Source organism: Paenibacillus lycopersici, assembly GCF_010119935.1.
GTDB lineage: Bacteria > Bacillota > Bacilli > Paenibacillales > Paenibacillaceae > Paenibacillus_Z > Paenibacillus_Z lycopersici.
In genome coordinates this window covers 5,239,088-5,264,093 of record NZ_CP048209.1, presented here as the reverse complement: position 1 = coordinate 5,264,093, position 25,006 = coordinate 5,239,088, and the positions used below count along the sequence as shown (strand labels likewise).

Sequence of the window (25,006 nt, the reverse complement as noted above, 5' to 3'; positions counted from 1 at the left end):
CGATCCTCCCGGCGGACAGCGCAGATGTAAATTCGACAAACCATTGTTAGCAACTGTCAAAATTTACACGCTTTCTAATGAAGGAATAGACTTCTTTTTCTAGAAAGTATTGCATAGCGCCAATGAAAGGAAAACGCCCCCATGTACGATCATTCCGATCTGATCCTCAATGCCATCATCATCTTGCTTCCCTTGATATTTTATCGAACCCGTAAAAAAAACGAAAATCCGCTGTATCTCTTTGTGTTGTTTCTTATCCCGCTGATCATCACGATGACGTTCCCGGTCAAAATGTTCAATACGACACTGGATCTCCGAAGCATTCCGCTCGTGCTCGGATCCCTTTACGGCGGCCTATATACGTTCTTGCTCTTATTCGGAAGCCTGCTCGCCTACCGGCAAATTCTCGGCGGCATTGATATGCTGCATTACGCCATTGCGTTCCTGCCGTCGATCGCGCTCATTCTATGCTTCATCAGGCCGTTCCGGAAGGCCGATTCCAAGAAACGGATGCTGATCGTATTCGGTTTATGCTTCTTCGTTCGTTCGACCGTCATCAATTTGTATTTCCTGCTGGAGGGCAATCGAAGCTACTTCGGCGCCAATTACCTTCCCAGTCTGCCGGTCGTATGCGTGCAGTGTCTGTTGGCCGTCATGCTCGCGATCATGATCGATACGGTTCGAAACCAGATTCGGATGCAGGAGGAGATCGTCAAAGCCGAGAAGATGAAAGTGGTCAGCGAAATCGCCGCGTCCGTCGCGCATGAAGTGCGCAACCCGTTGACCTCGGTCAGAGGCTTCATCCAATTGCTGGCCGATCCGGCGCTGAGCGACTTGAAGCGTCAGCAATACTCGTCCATCACGCTGGAGGAGCTCGATCGGGCCGAAGCGATCATTTCCGATTACTTGTCGCTGGCCAAGCCTCAGAACGAGAACCTCGAATGCATTCCGCTCGAGGAAGCGCTCGCCAAGGCAGCCCGGATATTGAGCTCCTACGCGAATTTGCAGAACGTCGAAATCGAAACCGAATTCCATTCGAACGCGACGATCTACGGCAACAAGGCCAAGTTCAGGCAAGCGATCATCAATATCGGCAAAAATGCGATCGAAGCCATGCCGGACGGAGGAAAGCTGGTTCTGAAATCCACGGGGGACGAGCGGACCCGCAAGGTGACGGTCGCGATCAGCGATACGGGGGTAGGCATGAGCCCGGAACAGGTCAACCGGCTGGGGTCGCCCTATTATTCGACGAAGGACAAGGGGACCGGCCTGGGCACGATGGTGATCTACAGCATCATACGCGGCATGAACGGACAGATCGAGGTGCAGAGCAAGGAAGGGGAAGGAACGACCTATATCCTTACGCTGCCGATCGATTCATGTACGCCTTCCAAATGACCGATCTCCAAATGACCGACCTCCAATACGACCGTTCTTACTGAAGACGCAGCCGGAAAATTCCGAACAAGCCGCCGCGGCTCGCCGCCGCCGGCTTTTTTTGCCGTTGCGCGCGTTGTTCGCGGCTGCTTCATGGTCCGCGGCTTGCGGCTTGCCGAGGAAAGCGGGCCGGCGCAAGTCACGGATTAATCCGCTGTCCGATTAGAAATGTTATGGTAAGATGTATTATTGCAATCGCCCGCGCCCGTGCGGGAAGCGCCGATCGCAGCGAAGCAAGGGAAAGAAAGGTGACGCATCGTGTGGCGGAAGCTATCGAGATACAATACATTGCGCAATCAGATGCTGTTCGGGTTCCTTGCCGTCATGCTGGTCATTCTGACGCTCGTCGGCGGCGTCACGTTCAATTATGTCTCGACGCTGCTGAAGAACAACGCGGAGAAGCATATCCAGCAGACGGCCGTGCAAGCCAACGGCCGCCTGGAGAGCGTGCTCGAACAGATCAATTCGTTAACGACGCAGGTCGCGACGAACGGCTACGTGCAGCAGCTCATGTCGAGGGAAGCGCACGGACATCCCGCGACCTTCGCGGAACGGCAGGCGCTCGTGCCGATCGTCACGATCGTGCAGCTGTACACGGACGGGATCCGGGCGGTGGAGCTGTACAATAAAGACCGCGCGAGGATGTTCCCGCTGGACAACGGCAATCTTGGCGATAAAGTCAACGAAGCCTGGATTCGCGAGGCGAACGAGAAGAAGGGAAGCATCGTATGGTTCGGCATCGATCCCTATAATCCTTCCTCGCTGATCGCCATCCGCCGGATCAGTCTCGTGGACCAGTATTTCTCCACGGGCGGCTACTTGCTCATCCGCGCGGAGCGCAGCAAATTCGCCTTGAAAGGGCCGCTTACCGAGGAGGGAGAAGCCGAGACGATGCTGCTGATCGCAAATGACGGCCAGATGATCACGTCGAACGATGCTTCGATTTCGCAAGCGGAGGCGGACCGGATCATGCTGTCGGACGATCAGACCGTCGATATCGGCAGCCGGTCGTTCATCCTGGTCAAGCAGCAATCCGCCGTCACCGGCTGGACGCTTCTCATTCTGACGCCTGTCGACACGATTACGAAGGGCATCTCGATCCTGCGGACGACCATCGTCGTCTCGGCTTGTATCGGCACGCTCCTGTTCATGCTGCTGTCGTTCTTCCTGTCGACGATCATCACCCGGCCGATCTTCCGGCTGATCAAGACGATGCGCGGCACGAGGCTCGGCGTCCTGAAGCCGACGGATACGGTTTCCTCCACGTTCGAAATCAAGGAATTGAATTATTCCTATAATCAAATGGTCGATAATATTAACGGACTGATCAAGCTCGTGTACGAGAAGGAGCTGTCCCGGAGCCGGACGGAGCTGAAGGCGCTCCAGGCGCAGATCCATCCGCATTTCCTGTTCAATACGCTCGACACGCTGTATTGGTCGCTGCTGGAGCGGGACGAGGATCAGCTGGCGGCTTACGTGGTCGCCATGTCGGATCTGTTCCGCTATACGATTACCGGGCCGAACAAGGACGAATGGGTCAGCCTGAAGGACGAGCTCGAGCATGTCCAGCGCTATCTGCTCATTATGAAGATGCGGTTCGAGGAACGGCTCGCTTGGCACATCGACGCCGCTGCCGAATTCGCCGACGTGCAATTGCCGAAGCTGCTGCTGCAGCCGCTCGTGGAGAACGCCATTCTGCACGGCATCGAGAGCAAGATCGAGCCGGGCCGCGTGAATGTATCCGTGACGCAGCCCGCTGGCGACCGGATCGTCATTACGGTCGAGGACGACGGAGCAGGCATCGACGAAGAGAAGCTCCGGCAGCTTCGCGAGGGGTTGGCGCGCGGTCAGGTGCCGTCCTCCAAAAATTCCGGCGTCGGCATCGCGAACGTGCAGCGCAGGCTGCGGCTGTATTACGCGGACGAAGACGAGTCGCATGCGGGCATCGCCATCGAAAGCCGCAAAGGCGCCGGCACCCGAATCAGCATTGCGATACCGCTCAACAGGGAGAGAACGATATGAGAAACCGGACGATTCTGATCGTCGACGACGAGCCGAGATCGAGAGAAGGAATGAAGAAGATGCTGGCGTCATGGGCGGCGGGGCAGTGCGAGCTGTTGACCGCCGACAATGGCTTCGCCGCCCTGCGGATTGCGGAGGGAACCGCCGTCGATCTGATGATCACGGACATTCGCATGCCCCAGATCAACGGGCTGAGCCTTGTCGCCCAGCTGAGAGAGAAGGCGGCGGCGCGCCAGCCGGCCGTCATCCTGATCTCCGGCCATGCCGAATTCGAATACGCCCAGCAGGCGATTCAACTGTCCGTCGTCGATTATTTGCTGAAGCCGATCAGCCGGGAGAAGCTGATCGCCGCGGTGGAGAAAGCGCTCAAGGCGGGCGAGGAACGCGAGCGGATTCTGCTCATGCAGAAGATGGCGGACCCGGAATTGGTGGCCGTCGCCGGCGGCGAAGCAAGCTTGAGCGACCCGGTGCGCGGCGCGATTCAGTATGTGGACGCGCATATGGGAGAAGCGGTCAGCCTGAAGGAAGCGGCCGATCACGTCCATTTGAACGGGAGCTATCTCAGCACGCTGTTCAAGGAGCAGATCGGCATGACCTTCAGCGAGTACGTCGCCCGCAGGAAGATGCAGAAGGCGAAGGAGCTGCTCGTCAAGACGAACCTGCCCATCGCGGCGATCGCCGAGCGCGTCGGCTACCAGACCGCCAAATATTTCAACAAGCTGTTCAAAGAATACGAAAGCATGAGCCCTGGGCAATATAGAACCGAAATGCAGCAGGCGGACGCCGGAATCTAAAAGCAGATCTAAAAATAGTGGAACTTTAAGCAACCGCCGTGCCCTTATCCCCTTGGTGCGGCGATGATAGACTTATCACAGAAGGAAAGCGCATACATCCTTCGCATACGAAACAAGGGGGACAAGACATATGAAACGCAATGTACTGGCAACAAGCACCCTTCTTGCTGCGCTGCTGCTCGTTGCAACCGCTTGCGGAAGCACCGCGGACAACAACGGCAGCAACAACTCGGGCAATCAAGCCGCCGAGGCGGAAAACGCTGCATCCGGCAGCGCCGGCGGCGAGAAAATCACGCTCAAAATGATGCATCTATGGCCGGACGGCAGCAACTCCGCGCAAAACAAAATGGTGAAGGAAATCATTCAAGAATACGAAGACGCGAACCCGAACGTGACGATCGCGACCGAAGTGCTCGAGAACGAGCAGTACAAGAGCAAGCTGAAAGTGCTGTCGGCTTCCAACGCGCTGCCTGACGTCGGCTTTACTTGGGCGGCCGGCTTCATGGATCCTTACGTGAACGGCAACATGTTCGCGCCGATGGACGATCTGCTGCAAGGCGACTTGAAGGACAAGTTCGTCGCCGGCACGACGGAAGCGTACGCCTTCGGAGGCAAAACGTACGCGCTGCCGGTCGAGCTGAATATCGTTCCGGTCTACTACAACAAAGATATTTTCGCCAAATACAACTTGACCCCGCCGCAGACGCTGGACGATCTGAAGAATATCGTCAAGACGCTGAACGACAACAAGGTGACGCCGATCACGCTTGGCGGCAAGGACGGCTGGCCGGCATCGTTCTGGTACATGTATCTCGCCGAGCGCCTCGGCGGCAAGGACATGCTCGACAAAGCGGTCGCAGGCAAGGACTTCAGCGATCCGGCCTTGCTGGAAGCGGCTAAGCAAGCGCAGGAGCTGGTGAAGATGAACGCCTTCGTCAAAGGCGCCAACGGGCTGTCCAACGACGAAGCCAAGGCGTTGTTCATGAACGAGCAAGCGGCGATGTTCGCGATGGGTACCTGGGAAGTGCCGAACTACACGACGGCGGCGGACGTGCCGCAGGCATTCAAGGACAAGATCGGTTACTTCAAGTTCCCGACCGTCGCGGGCGGCCAAGGCAGCGTGGACGACTGGGTAGGCGGACCGGGCGTAGGCCTGTTCGTATCCCAGAACTCCAAGCATGTCGAGGAAGCGAAGAAATTCGTCAGCTTCTTCGTTCAGAAGTGGGGCGAGCACAGCGTAACGGACGCGGGCGTCATCCCGGCCACGAAGGTGGATACGTCGACGCTCAAACTGCCGGCGATGTTCACCGATCTGCTCAACGAGCTGAACAAAGCGAACAAAGTGACGCTGTACCTCGATACGCAAATGAAGCCGGGCGCGTCCTCGACGCATATCAACATGGTTCAGGCGTTGTTCGGCAGCGCCGTCACGCCGGAGGAATTCATCAAGAAGCAGGACGAAGCGCTTAAAGCAGACAAATAAACCGCTGTCTTGGAGACGAGGGCGTACCGCTGATTGGCGGCTGCGCCCTTCGATCCGCAATGACCCGGCAAGGAGGCCTTGACGAACATGAATACGGTCATGTCGAACAAACGCATCATCGCCCTGTACGTCCTGCCGTCGCTGTTCTTGATCCTGGCGATCATTTATGTTCCGATCGTCCTTACAGGATATTACGGCTTGACGAAGTGGGACGGCATCAGCAAGCCGGACTTTATCGGCTTCGGCAATTTCAGCACGCTGCTTCATGACAGCGTTTTCTGGCAAAGCACCTACCATTCGCTCATGCTGGCGCTGTTGTCCACGCTCAGCCTGATTCTATATTTGGCGGTCGCGCTCGTGCTCGCCGGCAAGATCAAAGGCGCCAATCTGCTGCGTAAAATTTACTTGCTTCCGATGCTGCTGTCTTCGGTCGCGATCGCTCAGCTGTGGATGAAAGTCTATCACCCGACGAACGGCATCCTGAACAGTCTCCTGGAGAAGCTGGGCGTGGAGAACACGCCGAACTGGCTGGCTGATCCGCATATCGTGCTCTATGCCATCTTCATTCCGATTCTCTGGCAGTTCGCAGGCTTCTACATTCTCATTTACTACGCGGCGTTGAAAAATATCCCGGCTTCGCTCGACGAAGCGGCCCGAATCGATGGCGCCACCTCCCTGCAGGTCGCGCTGCGCATCAAGCTCCCGCTGATCGCGGAGGTGATCAAGGTCACGATCGTGCTGGCCGTCGTCGGATCGCTGAAATATTTCGACCTGATCTACGTCATGACGGACGGCGGGCCGAACCAATCGAGCGAAGTGATGGCTTCCTATATGTATCACAAAGCATTCAAGGAGTTCGATTTCGGCTACGGAAGCGCGATCGGTTTCTTCCTGCTTATCATCTGCCTCGTTGCAACCTGGATCATTCGGCGCCTGACCGCGACGAAGGACACGATTCAATATTCTTGAACAGGAGGAGATCCCTTTGTCCGGCATAACTACAACATTGAAGCATCCTCGTTCCGAATCGGTCTCGTCCCGTTCATCGGCCAGCCGCATCGGGCATGGCGTCCTGTACGCCATCCTCGGGCTGACGGCGGTGCTGCAGCTGCTGCCGCTAGTATGGCTGCTTCTGTTCTCGCTCAAGAACAACCAAGAGATATTCAACCTGTCGCCATTCGCGCTGCCGAAGCAATTGCACTGGAGCAACTACGCCACGGTATGGTCGCAAGGCAGCATCGGCCGTTATTTCCTGAACAGCCTATGGATTACGGCGGTTTCCGTCGGCTTGACGATTCTGCTCGCCAACTTCGTTACGTTCGCCATGACGCGGATGAAATGGAAGCTGCACAAAGCGGCGCTCGGCCTGTTCATGATCGCGATGATGATTCCCGTGCACTCGACGCTCATTCCGCTCTTCAGCATGTTCAAGCAGGTGCGCCTGACGGACTCCCAATGGAGCATCGTCCTGTCGTACGTCGCCTTCAATATGCCGCTGACGATCATGATTCTGATCGGCTTCTACTATGCGCTTCCGCGCGAAGTGGAAGAAGCCGCGATCATGGACGGATGCAGCGTCAACCGGATGTTCTTCCGCATTATCCTGCCGATGACCGTCTCCGTAAGCGTAACCGCGGCGATCATCAATATGATTTATAACTGGAATGAATTTATTTTCGTCAATACGTTCCTGAGCTCGGAAAGCAAGAAGACGCTGACGGTCGGCATCCAGAATTTCGTGGGACAGTACACGACGAACTGGGGCGCGATCGGGGCGACGCTGATGATCAGCATCTTGCCGATCCTGATCATCTTCTTCGTGCTCAGCAACCGGATCGTGGAAGGCATCGCCGCAGGCTCGGTCAAAGGCTAGACAACTTGATTTCCGGAGGAGAAGCGAGCATGACAAACCCTGTAAAGTCCGCAAAGCCCGCAGTGCCGAACGAACCGATCGTGACGCATATCTACACGGCCGATCCGTCCGCGCACGTGTTCGAAGGCAAGCTGTACATCTACCCTTCGCATGACATCGACCATGACGGGCCGACGAACGATAACGGCGACCAGTATGCGATGGAAGATTACCATGTCCTGTCGCTGGACGACATGAATGCCGCGTGCGCGGATCACGGAGAAGCGCTTCATATCCGCGACGTGCCGTGGGCATCGCAGCAGATGTGGGCGCCTGACGCCGCGTTCAAGAACGATACGTACTATCTGTACTTCCCGGCAAGGGACAAGGACGGCGTATTCCGCATCGGCGCGGCGACCGGCACGAGCCCTGCAGGGCCGTTCAAGGCGGAGGACAATTATATTCCAGGCAGCTATAGCATCGACCCGGCTGTTTTCGTCGACCAAGATGAACGCGCGTATATGTATTTCGGCGGCCTATGGGGCGGCCAGCTGGAGAAATGGCAGACCGGCGAATTCAAGCCGGACGTGACCGAAGGCCCGGATGCGGCGGCGCCGGCCATCGGCCCTCGCGTGGCGGAATTGAGCGACGACATGCTGACATTCAAGGCGGAGCCGGTTGAAATCGCGATCCTCGACGAGGACGGCAATCCGATCGCCGCGGGCGACGAAGACCGCCGATATTTCGAAGGCCCGTGGATGCACAAGTACAACGGCTTGTATTACTTGTCCTACTCGACGGGCACGACGCATAAGCTCGTCTATGCCGTGAGCGAGCATCCGCAAGGGCCGTTCACGTTCAAAGGAACGATCCTGACGCCGGTGCTCGGCTGGACGACGCATCACTCCATCGTGGAATTCCAGGGCAAATGGTATCTGTTCTACCACGACGCGTCCTTGTCCGGCGGCGTCGACCACAAGCGCAGCGTGAAGTTCACGGAGCTGCGCTATAATGCGGACGGCACGATTCGGACGATCGAATACGAAGCGAAGTGAAAATAACTCCCGGCAGAGACGAGTGAGGGCTCTGGCGGGAGTTTTTATTTTGTTGTGACGAAACGCGTTGCCGTACGTATGCTCTATGTAGAACGAACATCGTATAATGATGAATAACGATCTTCGGTATAATGGCAATAATGATGACAGCGTACATTTCCAGCGGAGAAGGGGGATCCTATGAGCTTCTTGAAAGGGTTAGGCCAGTTCGCGGGCGAAGTGACCGGGAAGGTGCTTGGCGGAACCGTGAGAGTGGTCGGCGAAGTCGCGGGCAGCGAGTTCATCAAAGATATCGGCAACAGCGTGGAGAAGGTAACGATTGAGACCGGGAAGACCGTGGGGCAGCTCGCCAGCGGCACGTTCGACGTCGCGAAAGGCGTCATTACGCAGAACGAAGGCGCGGTCGATCAAGGCGTTCACGATATTGGCGGCGCCGTGAGGCACACGGCTGCGGGCGTCGTCTCGTCGGCCCAATACGTGTACGACAACGGCAAAGACATCGTCGCCGGCTTGCAGGCCGACGACATGGAGCGGGTGAAGCAGGGCGCCAAAGGCATTGTCAAAGCAGCGGCCGTCGGCGTCATCGCCATCGGCGTCATCGATTTCGTTGACGGGCCGGATGGGCATGACTCGGCGGGAATAAGCGCGGATGCGGATAATGGCGGGGCCGGCGGAGAGACGTAATAAGACGCATGGTGCCAGATGGAGGCTAATGGCGTACGGCTGGAATACAGAATGCAGATGAAATGCGACTGGAGTGCAGATGAAATGAATCATTACCTACATGCATGCAACAAGCGCCAGCCGGGACATGTCCCTGGCTGGCGCTGCTGTATGTGCGGGCAATCGCGTGATCGTAACTATCCGGCATCCTAACCCAGGCGGATTGGGGTATCAATCGGAAGAACGCATCATATCACAGGTTATGAAAACGCTTCATAATGAGGGGGAGTCCATATCGAAGGAGGTAAGTCATGATTATACGGCAGTTGAAAATAGCGCTGCTCCTGCTGCTGCTTGCCGCGCTGGCATTGCCGGCGAGCTGGCATTCCGCAGCCAAGGCGTACGCGGAGGGGCAGTCCGAACCGCAAGTCTACGAGGCTGAAGCGGCGAACAACGCGATGACGGGCAACGCCTCGGCGAGCGATTGCGCCGCGTGTTCGGGCGGCAAGAAGGTCGGCGGGTTGTATCAGGGAAGCTCTCTGGCATTCAACGGCATTACCGTGAGCGAAGCCGGAACCTACACGATGACGGTCGGTTACTTGTCGGGGGATCCCCGTTCGGCGAACGTCAGCGTGAACGGCGGCGAGCGGCAGTACGTAGCGTTTCCGAAGACGGCGGATTGGGACACGCCGGGCAGCTTCGATTTGACGATCGAGCTGCAGGCCGGGGACAATACGATTCTGTTCGACGATAACAATTGGTATGCGCCGGATATCGACCGGATCGCGATTAATCTTGGCACAGGCGGCAATCCCGGCGATCCGGGCTCCGGCGGAGGCGGCGATACGCCGGCCGGCACGCTCTACGAAGCGGAGTCCCCGGATAACGCGCTGACCGGCAGCGCGTCCGTCAGCGATTGCGGCGGCTGCTCCGGCGGGAAGAAGGTCGGCGATCTGTACAACGGCAGCTCGCTGCAGTTCAACGGGGTGAACGCGGACGAAGGCGGCGATTATCTGATGACGGTCTCGTTCATTTCCGGCGATCCGCGGGCGTTCTACGTGAGCGTGAACGGCGGCGAAGCGCAGTATTACGATGCCTTGAAGACGGCCGATTGGAATACCGCCGGCACGGTGGAAATACCGGTCTCGCTGACCGCCGGCGCCAACACGATACTGTTCTCCGACGGCAGCAGCTATGCGCCGGACATCGACAAGATCGAGCTTCGTTCCGCGGCAGGTCCGGGCGGCCCCGGAACCGATGACGAGGGCGACATCGGCGATCCGATCGCGAAGCAGACCTTCGGCGCCATCGAGGTGACGCCGCACGCGAACGGGCTTGTCATCGGCAATGGGACGTACAATGTAACGTTCCATACGGCTACGGGCTACCTCGACTACGCGTGGACGAACGGCCAGACGCTGCATGGCGTCTTCGCCTCCGTGAAGGTGGGCGGCGTCACGCTGGAGACGAAGGGCTACGGGCGGCATGCGTTCGATATGGCGCAGATCGCGCCGATCCAGAATGCGTTCGGCACCGGAATCGAGCTGAGCTTCGTGCATACGCAGGCCGACAAGCCGACGCTCAAGCAGGTGTATCAGTTCTACGACGGGAAGGCCTACTTCCTGACCCGGCTCGATGCGGTCGGCGAGCAGGCGATTAGCACGAACTACATGGCGCCGATCGTCGTCAACCGCGCGGGCGGCGTCGACACCGGCCATGACGGGGATAACCGCGCCCTGTCGGTGCCGTTCGACAACGACGCCTGGGTACGCTACAAGGCGCAGTCGGTCAACCGCGCCGATGCCAGCTACGAGGTGACGGCGATCTATGACAATGCCTCCCGCAACGGCCTCGTCATCGGCTCCGTCACCCACGATACGTGGAAGACGGGCATCGATTGGACCGGCTCCGGGGGCGCAATCAATCGTTTCGCCGTATACGGCGGCGCGTCTTCAGCGGTTACGCACGATTCGCTGGCGCATGGCAGCGTCAGCGGCACGACGGTGTCTTCGCCGATGGTGATGGCCGGCGGCTTCGCGGATTACCGCGACGGCCTGGAACAATACGGCGACGCCAACGCGCGGATCGCTCCTCCGCTGCCGCTCGGGCCGGAATTGCCGCAAGGCGTGCCGGTCGGCTGGAACAGCTGGGGCGCGTTCGGCAGCGATCTGAGCTATCAGAACGTCATCGACACGTCCAATTATTTCAAGACGAATCTGGCCGCGCTGAACAACGGCGGCGCGGTCTATGTCAACCTGGATTCGTACTGGGACAACCTGACGCAGGAACAGCTGAGCCAAGCGGTGGCGACGATCAAGAATAACGGCCAGCAGGCCGGCATTTACTGGGGGCCGTTCGTCTACTGGGGCAGCAATATGAGCCAGGTAGTCGAGGGCACGGACAATGCCTACACATACGGCGACATCGTCTTGAAGGACGACGCGGGGAACCCGCTGCCGACGCTGGACGGCGCTTATGCGCTGGATCCGACCCATCCGGGCACGAAGGCGCGCATGTCGTATTATTTGAACCGGTTCAAGGATCTCGGCTTCACGTACATCAAGCTGGATTTTCTGACGCACGGCTCCTTGGAGGGGGCGCATTACGACCCGGCGGTCACGACCGGCATCGAAGCCTATAATGAAGGCATGCGCGATATGAACGAGGTGCTGGACGGCTCGATGTTCATCAGCGAATCGATCGCGCCGATCTTCCCGTCCCAGTACGCCAACAGCAGACGGATCGCCTGCGATACGTACGGCGCGATCAACGAATCCGAGTACGAGCTCAACTCGCTCACGTACGGCTGGTGGCAGAACGGCACGATCTACCGCTACACGGATCCGGACCATATGGCGCTGACGCGGGCCCGTTCCTTGACGGAAGCGCGCAGCCGGGTCAATTCGGCCGTCATCTCCGGCACGGTATTCCTCGACTCCGACAACGTCGGGGACGAGACGGCGCGGCAATATATGGCGGAACTGTATACGAATCCGCGCATTAACCAGCTGGCCGTCAAGGGCAAGGCGTTCCGCGCGGCGGAAGGCAATACCGGCGCGAACGCCGCGGATACGTTCGTGCTGCAGGACGGCGGCGACAGCTACCTGGCCGTCTTCAACTACAACGCGAACCAGGCTGCGGACAAGTCGATCGATCTGGCGCGCGCCGGGCTTGCCGCGAATGCGTCCTATACGCTGCTTGACCTGTGGAGCGGGGAGACGTCTGTCGTCAGCGGGGGCACGCTTGCGTTGACGCTGCAGCCTGCGGAATCGAAGCTGTTCAAGCTGACGCCGGCAGCTTCGTCGAACCCGTCGAATCCATCGAACCCATCGAATCCATCGAATCCATCGAATCCATCGAATTCGGACTCGGGGCCGGTTGTCGTTCCTCCGGCACTGACGGAGCCGGATGCCGATGCGGAGAATCATGCGGAGCAAGCCATTGACGGCGCCAAGGGCGGGTCGCTCGCGCTGCCGGGAACGGTTACCATTCAAGTGCCGGCAGGCGCGTTCGCCGGCAGCGGCACGCTAACCGCCCGGCTGCTCCCCGAGAGCGAACAGCCGTCCGCGGACGGCTACCGCGCAGCGAGCGGGATCGTCGATATCGCTTACAGCGGAGATTCGGCGTTCGCCGGCGGCGTGCAGCTTCGGTTCGCCTATGATCCGAACGCCTTAACGGGCGCTGGTTCCGGGCCGGCCGTCTATTATTACAACGAGAAGCAGCAGCGCTGGATCTTCGTCGGCGGAACCGCGAACGGCGACGGCACGATTACGGTGACGGTCAACCATTTTACGCCGTACGCCGTCTTCGCCTACCGGCCGAAGGCGTTCGCCGACCTGGCGAACCACTGGTCGGCGCCGTATGCCGAACGATTGATCGGCCTCGGGAGCATGCGCGGCTATGAGGACGGCAGCTTCCGTCCGGACGCCTCGGTCACGCGCGCGCAGTTCGCGGCCATGTTCGCGAGCGCGCTCGGGTTGAAGCCGGCGGCCGCGGGCAATGCCGGCGCGGCGCCGACGCCGTACGCGGATGCCGCCGACATACCGGCGTGGGCGGCAAGCGGTGTGCAGGCGGCGCGCGAGGCGGGCCTGATGCAGGGCGCTCCTTCCGGCGCCGGGCTCAGCTTCGGCCCGAGCCGGCCGCTGACGCGGGCGGAGCTTGCCGTCATCCTGGCGAAGCTGCTGCCGGGCGCAGCCGCGCCAGCTGCCGTCGGAACGGCTGCCGCGTCTGATGGCGGAACAGCCGGCTCCAAGGCCGCCGGTGCTAATGCCGGTGCTGATGCCGGTGCTGATGCCGATACTGATGCCGGTGCTCTCACCGGTGCTGCCGCCGTCGGCTCTGATGCCACAGCATTCACCGGCTCCGTCATCGCCGATGCGGCCGGCTATAAGGATGCGGCGGACATCCCGGCCTGGGCCGCGGCAGCCGTCGCGCAGATCGGGAAGGCGCAGCTTATGTCCGGCTTCCCGGACGGCAGCTTCCGCCCGTCCGCGGCCGTCTCACGCGGCGAAGCGGCCAAGGCCGTGGCCCTGCTGCTCGAAGCGCTGCACATCTAGAGGCTAATGCCGCGAATAACGGGAATGATAACCGTTCTTATGGCTCAATCTGTCCGTCCGCGCCCGTAGGTGCACAGCGATGTTGCGGGTGCAATGCCAGTGCCGGAGCAGCATGTGTATAACCCCAAAACGACCATTCAGCAGATCGTCTGAATGGTCGTTTTGGGCAGCGTATAGATGAACCCAACCGCAACTACCGGCTGCACAAGCCAGACACTTCACCGGCGTGGACGGGACTGTCCAAGCCGTTGCGACCCAGCCGTCTTCATGACGGCTGGGTCGCGGTGCGTCCGTCGAAGCAAGGAAGCGGACAGGAGATTCGTTATGCACTGCTTGATCTCGTATTTTCGTTTGTTGTCGGACAGGAGATCCGCTATATCGGCCGATTAGCCTGTTTTCGCTGCCATTTTGGGACATTAACGGATCCTGTGTCCGACCGCTACCCTCAAGAGCGTGTAAAGGATCCTCTGTCCGCGAGCGCTGGAGGAGGGCGATCTAATTCACCATATAGGGGTCGAACTTTCTAGGGCCGCCTGCAAAACGCCCATTCAGCAGTTCATCTGAATGGGCGTTTTGGGGTTTTTATATTAAAGGTTAGGGCGTGATTGTGATGTTTGAAAATATCCATGGAGCAGCCAAACGGAGCAAGACGAATGATTCTGAAGAAGCGCCAATGCTTCCGAAGCTGATGAATGCTGCATTCCCCGACATCCGTCGGTGAAAGCAAACCAATCACCTTTAGCGTTCGCCTTTGTTACCGAATATCCACCTTATTAAAATTGATCAAGATATCCGGTAACAACAGCGATCGAAAGAACATTCGTCTGCGCAGTAGGCACCGGTCCATGTTTTTTTCAATGTATTTACAGCACGCCCTGAACCGGCAGCCGGATCTGCACGCTCGTCCCGATCCCCAGCCGGCTGGCGATCGACACGCCGTACGCGTCGCCGAACGCCAGCTTGATCCGCTGGTCGACGTTCGAGATGCCGAAGCCGATCTCGTCCTTGGCGCGCAGCTTCTCGAGCGTCTGCCGCGTCATGCCCATGCCGTCGTCGACGATCTCCACGAGGATATCGTCGTCCGACCGGTAGGCGCGGATGATGATGGTGATGCCGCGGTCGTCGTCCCAGATCGCGTGATTGATGCAGTTCTCCACGAACGGCTGGAGCGCCAGCTTGACGGTGTAATGGACGAGCACGGCCTCGTCGATCTGAAAATGCACGTGCAGCAGTCCCTCGTACCGGATTTGCTGAATCGACAGGTAATATTTCGTCAGCTTGAGCTCTTCGTTCAGCGAGATCAGGTTCTTCCCCTTGTTCAGCGAAATCCGGTAAAACTTCGCCAGATGCGAAACCATGTCCTGGATCTTCGGATCCTTATGCTGCATCGCCAGAGCCGAGATGGAGGCGAGCGCGTTGTACAGGAAGTGGGGGTTGATCTGCGCCTGGAGGATGTTCATCTCCGATTCCTGCTTCGAAATCTCCTTCTTGTACACCTCGTTGATCAGATTTTTGATCCGGCCGGCCATCTTATGCAGCGCGAACGACATTTGGCCGATCTCGTCATGCCCCATCGGGATGTTCTCGAGCTCGAAATCCTCCCGTTCCATGCGGCGGATGTTCTTAAGCAGCGATTCGATCCGTTTGGTCGACATGCGGGCGACCAGATAGATCAAGACGACGCTGAACAGAATGCAGACGGACGCCATGAGCAGAATCCGATTCGACGAGGCGATCGCCGGCGCCATGAAGCCGCTGTAGGGCACGATGGACACGGTCTTCCAGCCGTTCGCGCCGGTGTCGTAGACGACGAGCACCTTCTCGCCTTGGTAGGTGCTCTCGAACCGTCCGGTCGTTCCCGACTTGAAATGCCCGGGAAGGAGCTTGCCCAGGTCCGTGTTCAGCAGGCGCTTGTCCTTGCAGGAGACGATGATGCCGTTCTCGTTCACGATGTAGATGTCCTTGTTGTTGTTCTCTTTGCCCATCAGCGCGTACAGGTCGGATTCCTTGACGTCGATCGTCAGGACGCCGTACGGAAAGTTCAGGCTGTTGTAGTTCAAATACCGGACGAGCGTGAACATCGGCTGCGTCTCGGCCGGCAGCAGATTATCCGCGCCCCCTTGGTTGATCATGAAGATGACGTTGCCGTAGGTGTGTTGGACCTGGGTGAACCACGGCTGGCTGCGAATGGAATCGTCCAGCTTCTTGATGAATATGTTGTCGACCGGCATATTCGGATTGGTCGAGTAGATCGCGATGTCGTTCACTTCCGGATTGGTGATCAGGACGTTGTTCATCACGTTGTCGATATAGCGGTAGGCGTCGAGGTAGTCGGCGCTGCCGTTATACGATTTGCTCAAATATTCCTGCAGCGTCGCGTCCAGATAGAGCGACGCCGAGATTTTCGAATAGTTGTTCAGCTTGTTCTGCAGGTTGCTCGTAATTTGGGACGTGGCGAGCGTCATGCCGGAATAGGTCTGGTTGATCAGCTGCTCCTTGACCGACTGGTACGAGTAGAACACGAAGAACAGCAGCGGCAAAATCGAGACGAGAACGAACAGGCTGAACATCTTGCCCCTCATGCTGAGATTGAGAAACGGCGCGGTCAGATGGATGAACCAGGAACGAAGCATCATGCGGCAATTCCTTTCGCCTACAAGTATTTCTTGCGGTATTCGTTGGGCGTGACGCCTCGGTGTTTCTGGAAGAGCGAGCAGAAGTAGGAGACGTTCTCGTAGCCGGCGGCCCGGGCGACCTCGTGGATCTTGAGCGACTTGTCGTTCAGCAGCTCGGAAGCCCGTTCGATGCGCACCTTCGTCATATATTCCAAAATCGTCTCGCCGGTCTTCTGCTTGAACAAGGTGCGGATGTAATTCGGCGTCAAATAGACTTTCGCGGCCAGGTCGTCGACCGTGAGCGCCTCGCCGTACCGGGCGTGAATCATCGCGGCGATCTGATGGACGACGTTCAAATTCTTATCGTGATCCCTGTCGCGGATGACGGTCATGATTCCGCCGCACCAGGCCAGAAGATAGGCGTGCAGCCGTTCGACCGATCCCGGCTCGGTGATCGTCTTCCAATCGATCCCGAGCGGCGATTCGCCGTGCCCGGCGGGGGGCGCGGCGCGCTGTCCGTCATGCTGCTCCGAACGCTGTCCGTCATGCTGCTCCGAACGCTGTCCGTCATGCTGCTCCGAACGCTGCCCGGGACGCTGCTCGGCGCGTTGTTCCGCACGGGCTTCGAACAGCGGAGCGAACTTGCGCTCGACCTCCGAGATCAGCTGCATCGTGCCGGCGATGATGGCGTCCCTGCTCGTGCGGTTCGCGGCGAACGCGCCGAAATAACCGCTGAGGATCGCCTCCGCCTGCTCCGTCTGCAGATGCGCGATCGCATCGTTCAGCTGCTCGGCGATATCCAGAACGTGCAGGGCGCTTGCCGGCGCGGCAGGCGCGTGGGCGGCATAGCGGATCACGCGTCCCGTGCCGCTGTAGAACTTGTCGCCGTTCGCTTCCCGCGCTTCGCCGAAGCGCTCGTGCAGCTCCTCCAGGTAACGGCCGAGCCGCGAAATGCCGACCGACAGCACGACGCCGAACCGGTTGCCGGCTTCCTCCACGAGCTCCTCCATCAGCGCCGGCAGGCCGACGTCCTCCGCATCGTCGACGACATACGAGAGCGCGCAGAACCGAAGCTCGTCCACGGCCCACACATAGCTCGGCAGGTGCATGACGGCCAGCTTCGCCTCGGTCAGCGACAGGATCGCCTGCCGCTGTTTGCCGGTTAGCGCGGCCGGCCCGGCCGGCAACGGGACCGGCATCGGCGTCTCCAAAGCCGGCAATCCGGGATCAATCGCGTCCAGGCTGCAGCAGCAGACGCGGAAACGGCCGATCGTCGGCAGCGGATGCGGCAGCATGGCGATGCGCTTGACCCATTCCCGGCGCAGCTCCTCGTCCTGCTCGGCGGCCAGGCTGCGGACCAGCTTCTCCTTCGTCGCTTCCGCGGACTCGGACAGCTGTTTATCCTCTTGGCATTTGAGGATGACCCGCTGCATGAGCTGGGTCAGCTCGGCCGTATCGACGGGCTTCAGCAGATAGCCCATCGCTTCGATGGCGAGCGCGGATTTGATGTATTGAAATTCGTCGTGCCCGCTCAGGAAGACGATCTTGACGTTCTTGTCGAGCTGCTTCGCCTTCGAGGCGAATTCCAGTCCGTTCATGATCGGCATGCGGACGTCGGTCAGAATGATATCGGGCTTGCACGCCTCCATCGCCTGAAGCGCCTCCCGTCCGTTCTTGGCGGTGCCCGCGACGACGATGCCCATATCCTCCCACCGGATATAATTGGCGATCGCGTTCAGCTCCAGCTTCTCGTCGTCCACCAGCAGAATTTTGTACAAGCGAAGCACGCCCCTTCATCTATAAAACATCCCGTAAAGCATCCCGGATTCGATTGTTTCATTGTAGTAGTTGTAACGGTTTTCAACAATATCTCCTCCGGAGATGTGTAGGTTTGCGTTGCGTTTCCGTGAATCGGGTTATGGAAACGCTTCAATTCGCGACCGTATAATTAGGCTACGAAATCGGAAGCGGCACTGGAACGGCTGTCGTTCGGAGGAGGAAAGGCATGGAAGCGCACTTAGACAAACGACAATTTCCCGCCATCGGAGGGGCAGCCCGATCGCGCAAATGGCGAAAAATGAAGCAGCAGAAATATTTATACCTGATGATTTTGCCTGCGCTGATCTGCACGATCATTTTCTCGTACGGGCCGATGTTCGGCTTGTACATGGCGTTCATCAACTATTCGCCCGGCGGCGGCTCGTTCTTTCATCAGTTCTTTCACAGTAAATTCGTCGGTTTTCAATGGTTCGATTATTTCTTCACGAACGGCGATTTCTACATGATCATGCGCAATACGCTCGCTCAGAGCCTGTTGTCGCTGTTGATCGGATTCCCGGCGCCGATCGTGCTCGCGATCATGATCAACGAGGTCGGCCGCGGCATGTTCAAGCGGATCGTTCAGACCGTATCGTATTTGCCCCACTTCGTCTCGTGGGTCATCGCCGCGAACATTATCGTCACCGTGCTTTCGTCCGGCGGCGTGATTAACCAGCTGCTGCAGTCGCTGCACCTCGTCGATAAGCCGGTCACCTTCCTGCAGAACGGCCATATGTTCTGGTGGATCATCGCCTTCTCGAACACGTGGAAGGACATGGGCTTCAATGCCATCATCTACCTGGCGGCGATCGCGGGCATCAATCCGGAGCTGTACGAGGCCGCCCGGGTGGACGGGGCGAACCGCTGGCGCCAAATGTGGAACGTGACGCTGCCTTCGCTCAAGCCGACGATCGTCATCCTGTCGATCCTGGCCGTCGGCAACGTGCTGAACGCGGGCTTCGACCAGCAGTACCTGCTGCAGAACACGACCGTGCTTCAATATTCCGACGTCATCGATACGTACACGTACCGGTACGGCTTGCAGAACGGCATGTTCTCGTACGGCGCGGCGGTCGGGCTGTTCAAATCGGTCATCGCCTTTATCCTGGTCGTGCTAGTGAACGGCTGGTCCAAGAAGGTCAACCAGCAATCGCTCTATTAATTCGCCTGAAAGGAGGACGAAGCATTGACAGCATCCAAGAGCTACAGCGACCGCTTGTATATGGCCGGCGTATACGTATTCCTGGCCTTCGTATTCGTTATTACGTTCTATCCCTTCTGGAACATCCTCGTGCTGTCGGTCAACAGCGCGGACGACACGGTCCGGGGCGGCATCTACTTATGGCCCCGCGTCATCAGCATCGACAGCTATAAGCAGATTTTGCAGGACGCGGAAATCCTGAACGGCCTCAAGGTCACCGTGCTGCGGACGCTGGTCGGCACGCCGCTCGCGCTGGCCGTCATCAGCCTGCTGGCCTTCGCGCTCAGCAAGCGGGATTTGGTCGGCAGCCGTATCATCTCGCTCTTCTTCATCTTCACGATGTACTTCGGCGGCGGCTTGATCCCGTACTACATGATTCTGAAGAACGTGCACCTGATCGACAGCTTCATGGTATACATCTTCCCGAACATGATGAACGTCTTCTTCGTTATCATCGTCCGCACGTTCATGCAGGAGCTGCCGATCGAGGTGGAAGAATCCGCCAAGATGGACGGCGCGAACGATATCCAGATTTACTGGCGAATCATCCTGCCGATCTGCGTGCCCGTCCTGGTCACGATCGGCTTGTTCACGGCCATCAACCATTGGAATTCCTGGTTCGACTCCTACGTGTTCACGTACAAGCCGAATCTGAAGACGCTGCAAGCCGTGCTCGTGAAGATCCTCAATCAATACCAGACGGAATCGTTCACGTCCAGCGCCAACCAGATGGCGAATTCCGCCAAACGCAACGCCGTCTCGTCGGATACGATCCGGATGGCGGCGACGATGGTGGCGACGCTGCCGATCATCGTGGTCTACCCGTTCCTGCAGCGGTATTTTGTCAAGGGAATGACGCTTGGCGCGGTCAAGAGCTAGGGGCGAAGGAACGGCGGCCTAGCGCCGCGTTCCTCAAGCTGCTTAAGGAGGTGAGCTTTGCCGGGCTCCGTCGGAGCCGTTCTTGCGGGTCGAACATGTAGTATGCTAGTATACAATTCGCACAGGGGGAATCACCATGCCAGGAATCAAGAAATGGGGCGCGCTGTCCCTAAGTCTCGCTTTAGTCGCCGCGATCGCGGCAGGCTGCGGCAGCAGCGGCAATAACGGCAATAACGCGAATCAAGCATCGAATGCAAGCAAGCCCGGCAACGCCGGCGCAGCGAACGATGCCGGCAGCAAGCCGGACGAATCGCTCAAGCCGCTTAAGATTACGTTCTTCGACAAGAACACCGGCGACGCGTTCACGAACGACGTGGCGCAGGAAATTACGAAGCGCACGGGCGTGACGGTCGAGATCCAGCAGCCGACGGGCAATCCGACGGAGAAATTGAACCTGATGCTCGCCAGCGACGACTTGCCGGACATCGTGCTGATGGACCGCGGCGGCGACATCGTCAACAAGTACATTTCGACGGGCGCGCTCATCCCGCTCGACGACCTTATCGACAAGTATGGCCCGGACGTCAAGGCGATGTACGGGGATACGCTGAACAAAACCCGGTATACGGATGGCAAAAACTATTACTTGTCCAACTGGTACGGGATGTCGGAAGGCGAGCCGGTCTTCGGCTTCAACCTGAAGATGAATTTCCTCAAGGAGCTCGCGCCGGATAAGGCGGCCGGCGGTCAGCCGTTCACGGCCGATGAATTCGAACAGCTGCTGAAGGATTTCAAAGCGAAATATCCGACGGTGAACGGCAAGCCGACGACGGCGTTGACGATGGACGGTTCCAACATGGGCGCCGTGACGGGCACGTTCAAGGGCATGTTCGGCATGAAGACGTATTACGAGACGGACGGCAAGCTGCAATACGACGTCGAAGACCCGAAATACAAAGAAATGATTCTCTATATGAATAAGCTGTACACGGAAGGCCTCATCGATACGGACTGGGCGATCAACAAGAAGGAATCGTGGCTGCAAAAGCTGTCTTCCGGCACCGTATTCGGCTCGACCGGCGCTTACTGGGATCTCGGAACGGCGAACACGGCGCTGAAGAAAGACGGCGGCGAGGACGCGGAATTCTTCGATTATAAAGTGGTCGGCCCGGACGTCGATCCGGCCAAGACGACTTACGGCCCGCAGGGCTCGCTCGGCTGGGACGCGATCGGCATTACCAAGGCGAACAAGAATCCGGAACGCACGATGCAATTCATCAACTTCCTGGCGAGCGAAGAAGGCCAGTACCTGCTGCAATGGGGCGTCGAAGGCAAGCACTGGGATATGGTTGACGGCAAGCACGTGCCGAAACCGGAAGTGCTGCAGGGCTTCAAGGACGATTGGAACAACTACTCCAAGACGACGGGCATCCGCAAATGGACCTGGTTCATCAAGGCGGGCAAAGGCTCGGACGGCACCGTCTACGACTTGGCGGGCCGCTATGACCGCAGCGAAATCGACAAGATGGCGATCAAGAACCTGGGCGATTCCGTCTGGAACACCGACACGTACGATAACCTCGGCCCGCAGGGCGGAACGCCGGAAGCGCTCATCTCGCAGAAGGTCAACGACATCATGACGCAGAACATCACGAAGGCGATCATCGCGAAGAACGCGGCGGAAGCCGGCCAGGTGTTCGACAAGATGCTTGCGGACATGAAGGCGGCGGGCAGCGAGAAGATCGAGAAAATCATCAACGACAACTATCAGGACAGATTGGCGCTGTGGAAATAAGAGCGGGTGAGAGAGGTCGGCCGATCGCGGCCGGCCTTTCTTATTCCCGGCCGACGGGGAGGACGAAAGGGATGACGATAGCGAGAACGGAACAGGAACGGTTCGCGGCGATCGATAACGGGCAGGTGCGCGTAGAGGTCGATCTGGCGAATGGCAGCGCTTCGATCGCTTGGTTGGACGAGGCGGCCGTGCAAGGCATCGAAAGCCGGATTCGGTTGGACGGCCGGCTGCTCACGACGCGGGAAGCGCGGGAGCGCTCGTACCGGATCGCGGATGCGTCCGGCGTCTTCGGGGCAGGCGCCGAGCTGACCGTGCAGCACCGAATGGACGATCGCTTGGAGATCATGCAGCGCTTCACGGTGCATGAAGGGATGAGGGCTTGCCTCGTGCAGGCGGAAGCGCGGCGTTCGGACGGCGAGGCCATCGCCTCGAATTATATCGCGCCGATCTACTGCGCCGACGAAGCAGGCGCGCTTCGCCTGGAAGCCGAATCAGGCGACAGCGAGCAAGATCCGCTGCTTGCGCTGTTCGTGCCGTTCGATAACGACAAGTGGGTGCGCTACGAATCGGTCGCGATGCCGGGGCGGACGGAAAGCTACGAAGCGTCGGCCGTATACCGGGACGGCTCCCGCCGCGGGCTCGTGTTCGGCTCCGTAGCGCATGATACGTGGAAGACGGGCATTGTGATCGACAGCGAGGCCGGGCAAGCCGTGCAGCGGCTCGAAATCTACGGCGGCGCAGCCAGCGAATATACGCGCGATACGATCCCCCATGGCATTGTCAGCGGCACGGTATTATCATCGCCGGTCATCTGGCTGGGCGCCTTCGGCGATTACAGGGACGGGCTGCTCGCCTTCGGAGAGGCGAATGCGCGCATCGAACCGCCGCTGGCCTGGGAAGGGACGGTGCCCTTCGGCTGGAACAGCTGGTCCGCGGTCGGCGCCGAGCTGAGCTTCGACAGTTACGTGCGCGCGTCGGATTTGATCCATGAGGTCCAGCAGCAGGGCTTCCACGACCAAGGGGTCGTCTATTTGAATTTCGACTCCTTCTGGACGAATCTTACGGCCGAGGAACGGCGGCAAGCGGTTGTGCATGTCAACCGGAACGGGCAGAAGGCGGGCACGTACTGGACGCCGTTCGCGTATTGGGGCAAGAGCGAGGAAGCGGGGAATCGGATCGTTGAAGGAACCGATGGACTTTACACCTACGCGGACCTGCTGCTGCGCGACGGGGAAGGTCAAGTGCTGCCCGATCTCGACGGCGGGCTTGCGATCGATCCGACACATCCGGGCTGTCTGATGCGCGTAGAATGGACGCTGCGGAATTTCGTGGAGGAAGGCTACGAATACGTGAAGCTCGACTTCATGGCGCACGGGACGCTGGAAGGGAAGCATCATCGGCCGGACATTCAGACCGGCATTCAAGCCTATCGCTTCGGCATGGCGCATATTTGCGGGCTGCTCGATCCTGCGCGGATCGGCCGGAAGTTCTTCATTCATCTGTCGATCGCGCCGCTCTTCCCGCATCCGTATGCGCACGGCCGCCGGATTTCCTGCGACGCGTTCGGCGAGCTGAAGGATACGGAGTACATGCTCAATTCCTTGACGTACGGCTGGTGGATCCACGATACGCTGTACCGGTTCAACGATCCCGACCATACGGTGCTCTACAAGAGCTACAACCATGAGCCGACGACGGAGCATGAAGGCCGCAGCCGGCTGAACGCCTCGCTGATCGCGGGGACGCTGCTGCTGATGGGCGACGATTTCCGCGAAGAAGAGGCCTGCCGTCGTGCGCGCGCCTGGCTGACGGAACCGGCGCTGCTGGCGATCGCGCGCAAAGGCGGGACGTTCCTCCCGCTCGCCGGGAATACGGGGCAGCGCGCGGCGGACGTATTCTACCGCATGGACCGTTCGGAGGAAGGCGAGGATATCGTCCATGTCGCCGTGTTCAACTACGACGGGGAACTCGCTGCCGGCAAGTCGGTCGATCTGGAGCGGCTCGGCCTGCCTGCCGGCGCGGCGTATCGCTGCGAGGAGCTGTGGACCAAGAAGGTCCGCGACGTCAGCGGCCGTGTCGAGCTGCAGCTGGCTCCTGCGGAATCGGTCATGCTGCGGCTGGAACGTCTCGCGTAAGAAGCACGTGACGGGAGGTGCGCGTAGGTCACGCGTGTACTTCGTGCGTATTTTCCCTTGTTCCTTGTCCTACTTGTCGAAGCGTCGCCTACGACATGCCGGCTAGAATAAACCGCTCCATTTCGCTCCGTTTGGCTTCCGTGTAAGGTCCCGAATTGTCGAAAGCGAGCACGGATTCCGGCGGCAGCGGCCAGGCGATCGTCCGGCGGCGCAGCGTCGTGCGGAAATGCGCCCAGTTGTCGAGTTTCCAGGCATCGAGGGACGAGCCGCGGGCTTGGAGACGAGCCAGGTAGTCCGCCTCGGCAGGCAAATAGACGGCGATCACCTTCACGCATACGTCGTCCGTGGAAGCGCCGATACGGCCGAGCTCCCGCGCCAGCCATGCCGGATCTTCCGTCTCCCGCGTGAACGGACCGACCGCGACGGCGTCCTGTCCGAGCGCGAGCTGCTGCAGCGCGGCGTCCATCGTGATCCGGTAGCCGAGGTCGCGGCAATGTTCCTTATAGAAGGGCGAATCCCGATCCTCGGGATCTTGACCCGCCAGCGTCATAAGCGCCGCCGCCGCCGGCCGCAGCAGCGTATCCATATCCAGATAGGCGCCGCCGCGGCGGCGGACCCAGGCTTCGGCGAGCGTTGTTTTCCCTGCTCCCGCAGGGCCGATGAAGAGAATGAGCTTGCGCATGCGAATGCCTCCCGTGAAT

The 25,006-nt window shown here is 59.1% G+C and carries 16 protein-coding genes; 13 read left to right on the top strand and 3 right to left on the bottom strand.

Going from position 1 to position 25,006, the window contains the following annotated elements:
- Positions 1-141: 141 nt before the first annotated feature.
- The 9 genes from GXP70_RS23115 to GXP70_RS23075 all read left to right on the top strand — a co-directional run bounded on the left by GXP70_RS23115 (position 142) and on the right by GXP70_RS23075 (position 13,862).
- Positions 142-1,398, top strand: a complete 1,257-nt coding sequence (locus GXP70_RS23115) for an ATP-binding protein (RefSeq protein WP_162359009.1) — start codon at positions 142-144, stop codon at positions 1,396-1,398.
- A gap of 297 nt (positions 1,399-1,695) precedes the next feature.
- Entirely contained in the window at positions 1,696-3,459 is a 1,764-nt protein-coding gene (locus GXP70_RS23110) for a sensor histidine kinase (protein WP_162359008.1), read from the top strand.
- Positions 3,456-4,253, top strand: a complete 798-nt coding sequence (locus GXP70_RS23105; RefSeq protein WP_162359007.1) for a response regulator transcription factor — start codon at positions 3,456-3,458, stop codon at positions 4,251-4,253. Before GXP70_RS23110 ends, GXP70_RS23105 begins: the two co-directional genes overlap by 4 nt.
- A 130-nt stretch (positions 4,254-4,383) precedes the next feature.
- Complete coding sequence (locus tag GXP70_RS23100) at positions 4,384-5,736, top strand: extracellular solute-binding protein (protein WP_162359006.1); 1,353 nt, start codon at positions 4,384-4,386, stop codon at positions 5,734-5,736.
- Between the two features lie 87 nt (positions 5,737-5,823).
- Positions 5,824-6,705, top strand: a complete 882-nt coding sequence (locus tag GXP70_RS23095; RefSeq protein ID WP_162359005.1) for a carbohydrate ABC transporter permease — start codon at positions 5,824-5,826, stop codon at positions 6,703-6,705.
- A gap of 25 nt (positions 6,706-6,730) precedes the next feature.
- Positions 6,731-7,609, top strand: coding sequence for a carbohydrate ABC transporter permease (locus GXP70_RS23090; protein ID WP_162360635.1), 879 nt, complete (start codon positions 6,731-6,733; stop codon positions 7,607-7,609).
- A 29-nt stretch (positions 7,610-7,638) separates the two neighbouring features.
- Positions 7,639-8,643 carry a glycoside hydrolase family 43 protein gene (locus tag GXP70_RS23085; protein ID WP_162359004.1) on the top strand — a complete coding sequence of 335 codons (1,005 nt, stop codon included), beginning with the start codon at positions 7,639-7,641 and terminating at the stop codon, positions 8,641-8,643.
- Positions 8,644-8,823: 180 nt separating this feature from the next.
- The gene (locus tag GXP70_RS23080) at positions 8,824-9,327 is read left to right on the top strand and encodes a hypothetical protein (RefSeq protein ID WP_162359003.1); all 504 of its coding nucleotides are present in this window, start codon (positions 8,824-8,826) and stop codon (positions 9,325-9,327) included.
- 290 nt (positions 9,328-9,617) lie between these two features.
- On the top strand, positions 9,618-13,862 hold the full coding sequence (locus GXP70_RS23075; protein WP_162359002.1) for an S-layer homology domain-containing protein: 4,245 nt from the start codon (positions 9,618-9,620) through the stop codon (positions 13,860-13,862).
- Between the two features lie 863 nt (positions 13,863-14,725).
- On the opposite strand, the gene GXP70_RS23070 is transcribed toward GXP70_RS23075, so the two are convergent.
- Both GXP70_RS23070 and GXP70_RS23065 read right to left on the bottom strand, forming a co-directional pair.
- Positions 14,726-16,498, bottom strand: coding sequence for a sensor histidine kinase (locus tag GXP70_RS23070; protein WP_162359001.1), 1,773 nt, complete (start codon positions 16,496-16,498; stop codon positions 14,726-14,728).
- Between the two features lie 17 nt (positions 16,499-16,515).
- Positions 16,516-18,255, bottom strand: coding sequence for a response regulator transcription factor (locus tag GXP70_RS23065; protein WP_162359000.1), 1,740 nt, complete (start codon positions 18,253-18,255; stop codon positions 16,516-16,518).
- A gap of 299 nt (positions 18,256-18,554) precedes the next feature.
- On the opposite strand from GXP70_RS23065, the gene GXP70_RS23060 reads away from it, so the two are divergent.
- The 4 genes from GXP70_RS23060 to GXP70_RS23045 all read left to right on the top strand — a co-directional run bounded on the left by GXP70_RS23060 (position 18,555) and on the right by GXP70_RS23045 (position 24,305).
- Positions 18,555-19,457 carry an ABC transporter permease gene (locus GXP70_RS23060; RefSeq protein WP_404822367.1) on the top strand — a complete coding sequence of 301 codons (903 nt, stop codon included), beginning with the start codon at positions 18,555-18,557 and terminating at the stop codon, positions 19,455-19,457.
- Between the two features lie 24 nt (positions 19,458-19,481).
- Positions 19,482-20,375, top strand: a complete 894-nt coding sequence (locus tag GXP70_RS23055) for a carbohydrate ABC transporter permease (protein WP_162358998.1) — start codon at positions 19,482-19,484, stop codon at positions 20,373-20,375.
- A 136-nt stretch (positions 20,376-20,511) separates the two neighbouring features.
- The gene (locus GXP70_RS23050; RefSeq protein ID WP_162358997.1) at positions 20,512-22,170 is read left to right on the top strand and encodes an extracellular solute-binding protein; all 1,659 of its coding nucleotides are present in this window, start codon (positions 20,512-20,514) and stop codon (positions 22,168-22,170) included.
- A gap of 71 nt (positions 22,171-22,241) precedes the next feature.
- Positions 22,242-24,305, top strand: a complete 2,064-nt coding sequence (locus GXP70_RS23045) for an alpha-galactosidase (RefSeq protein WP_162358996.1) — start codon at positions 22,242-22,244, stop codon at positions 24,303-24,305.
- 88 nt (positions 24,306-24,393) lie between these two features.
- On the opposite strand, the gene GXP70_RS23040 is transcribed toward GXP70_RS23045, so the two are convergent.
- Positions 24,394-24,987, bottom strand: coding sequence for a P-loop nucleotide/nucleoside kinase family protein (locus GXP70_RS23040; RefSeq protein ID WP_162358995.1), 594 nt, complete (start codon positions 24,985-24,987; stop codon positions 24,394-24,396).
- Between the last annotated feature and the right edge of the window lie 19 nt (positions 24,988-25,006).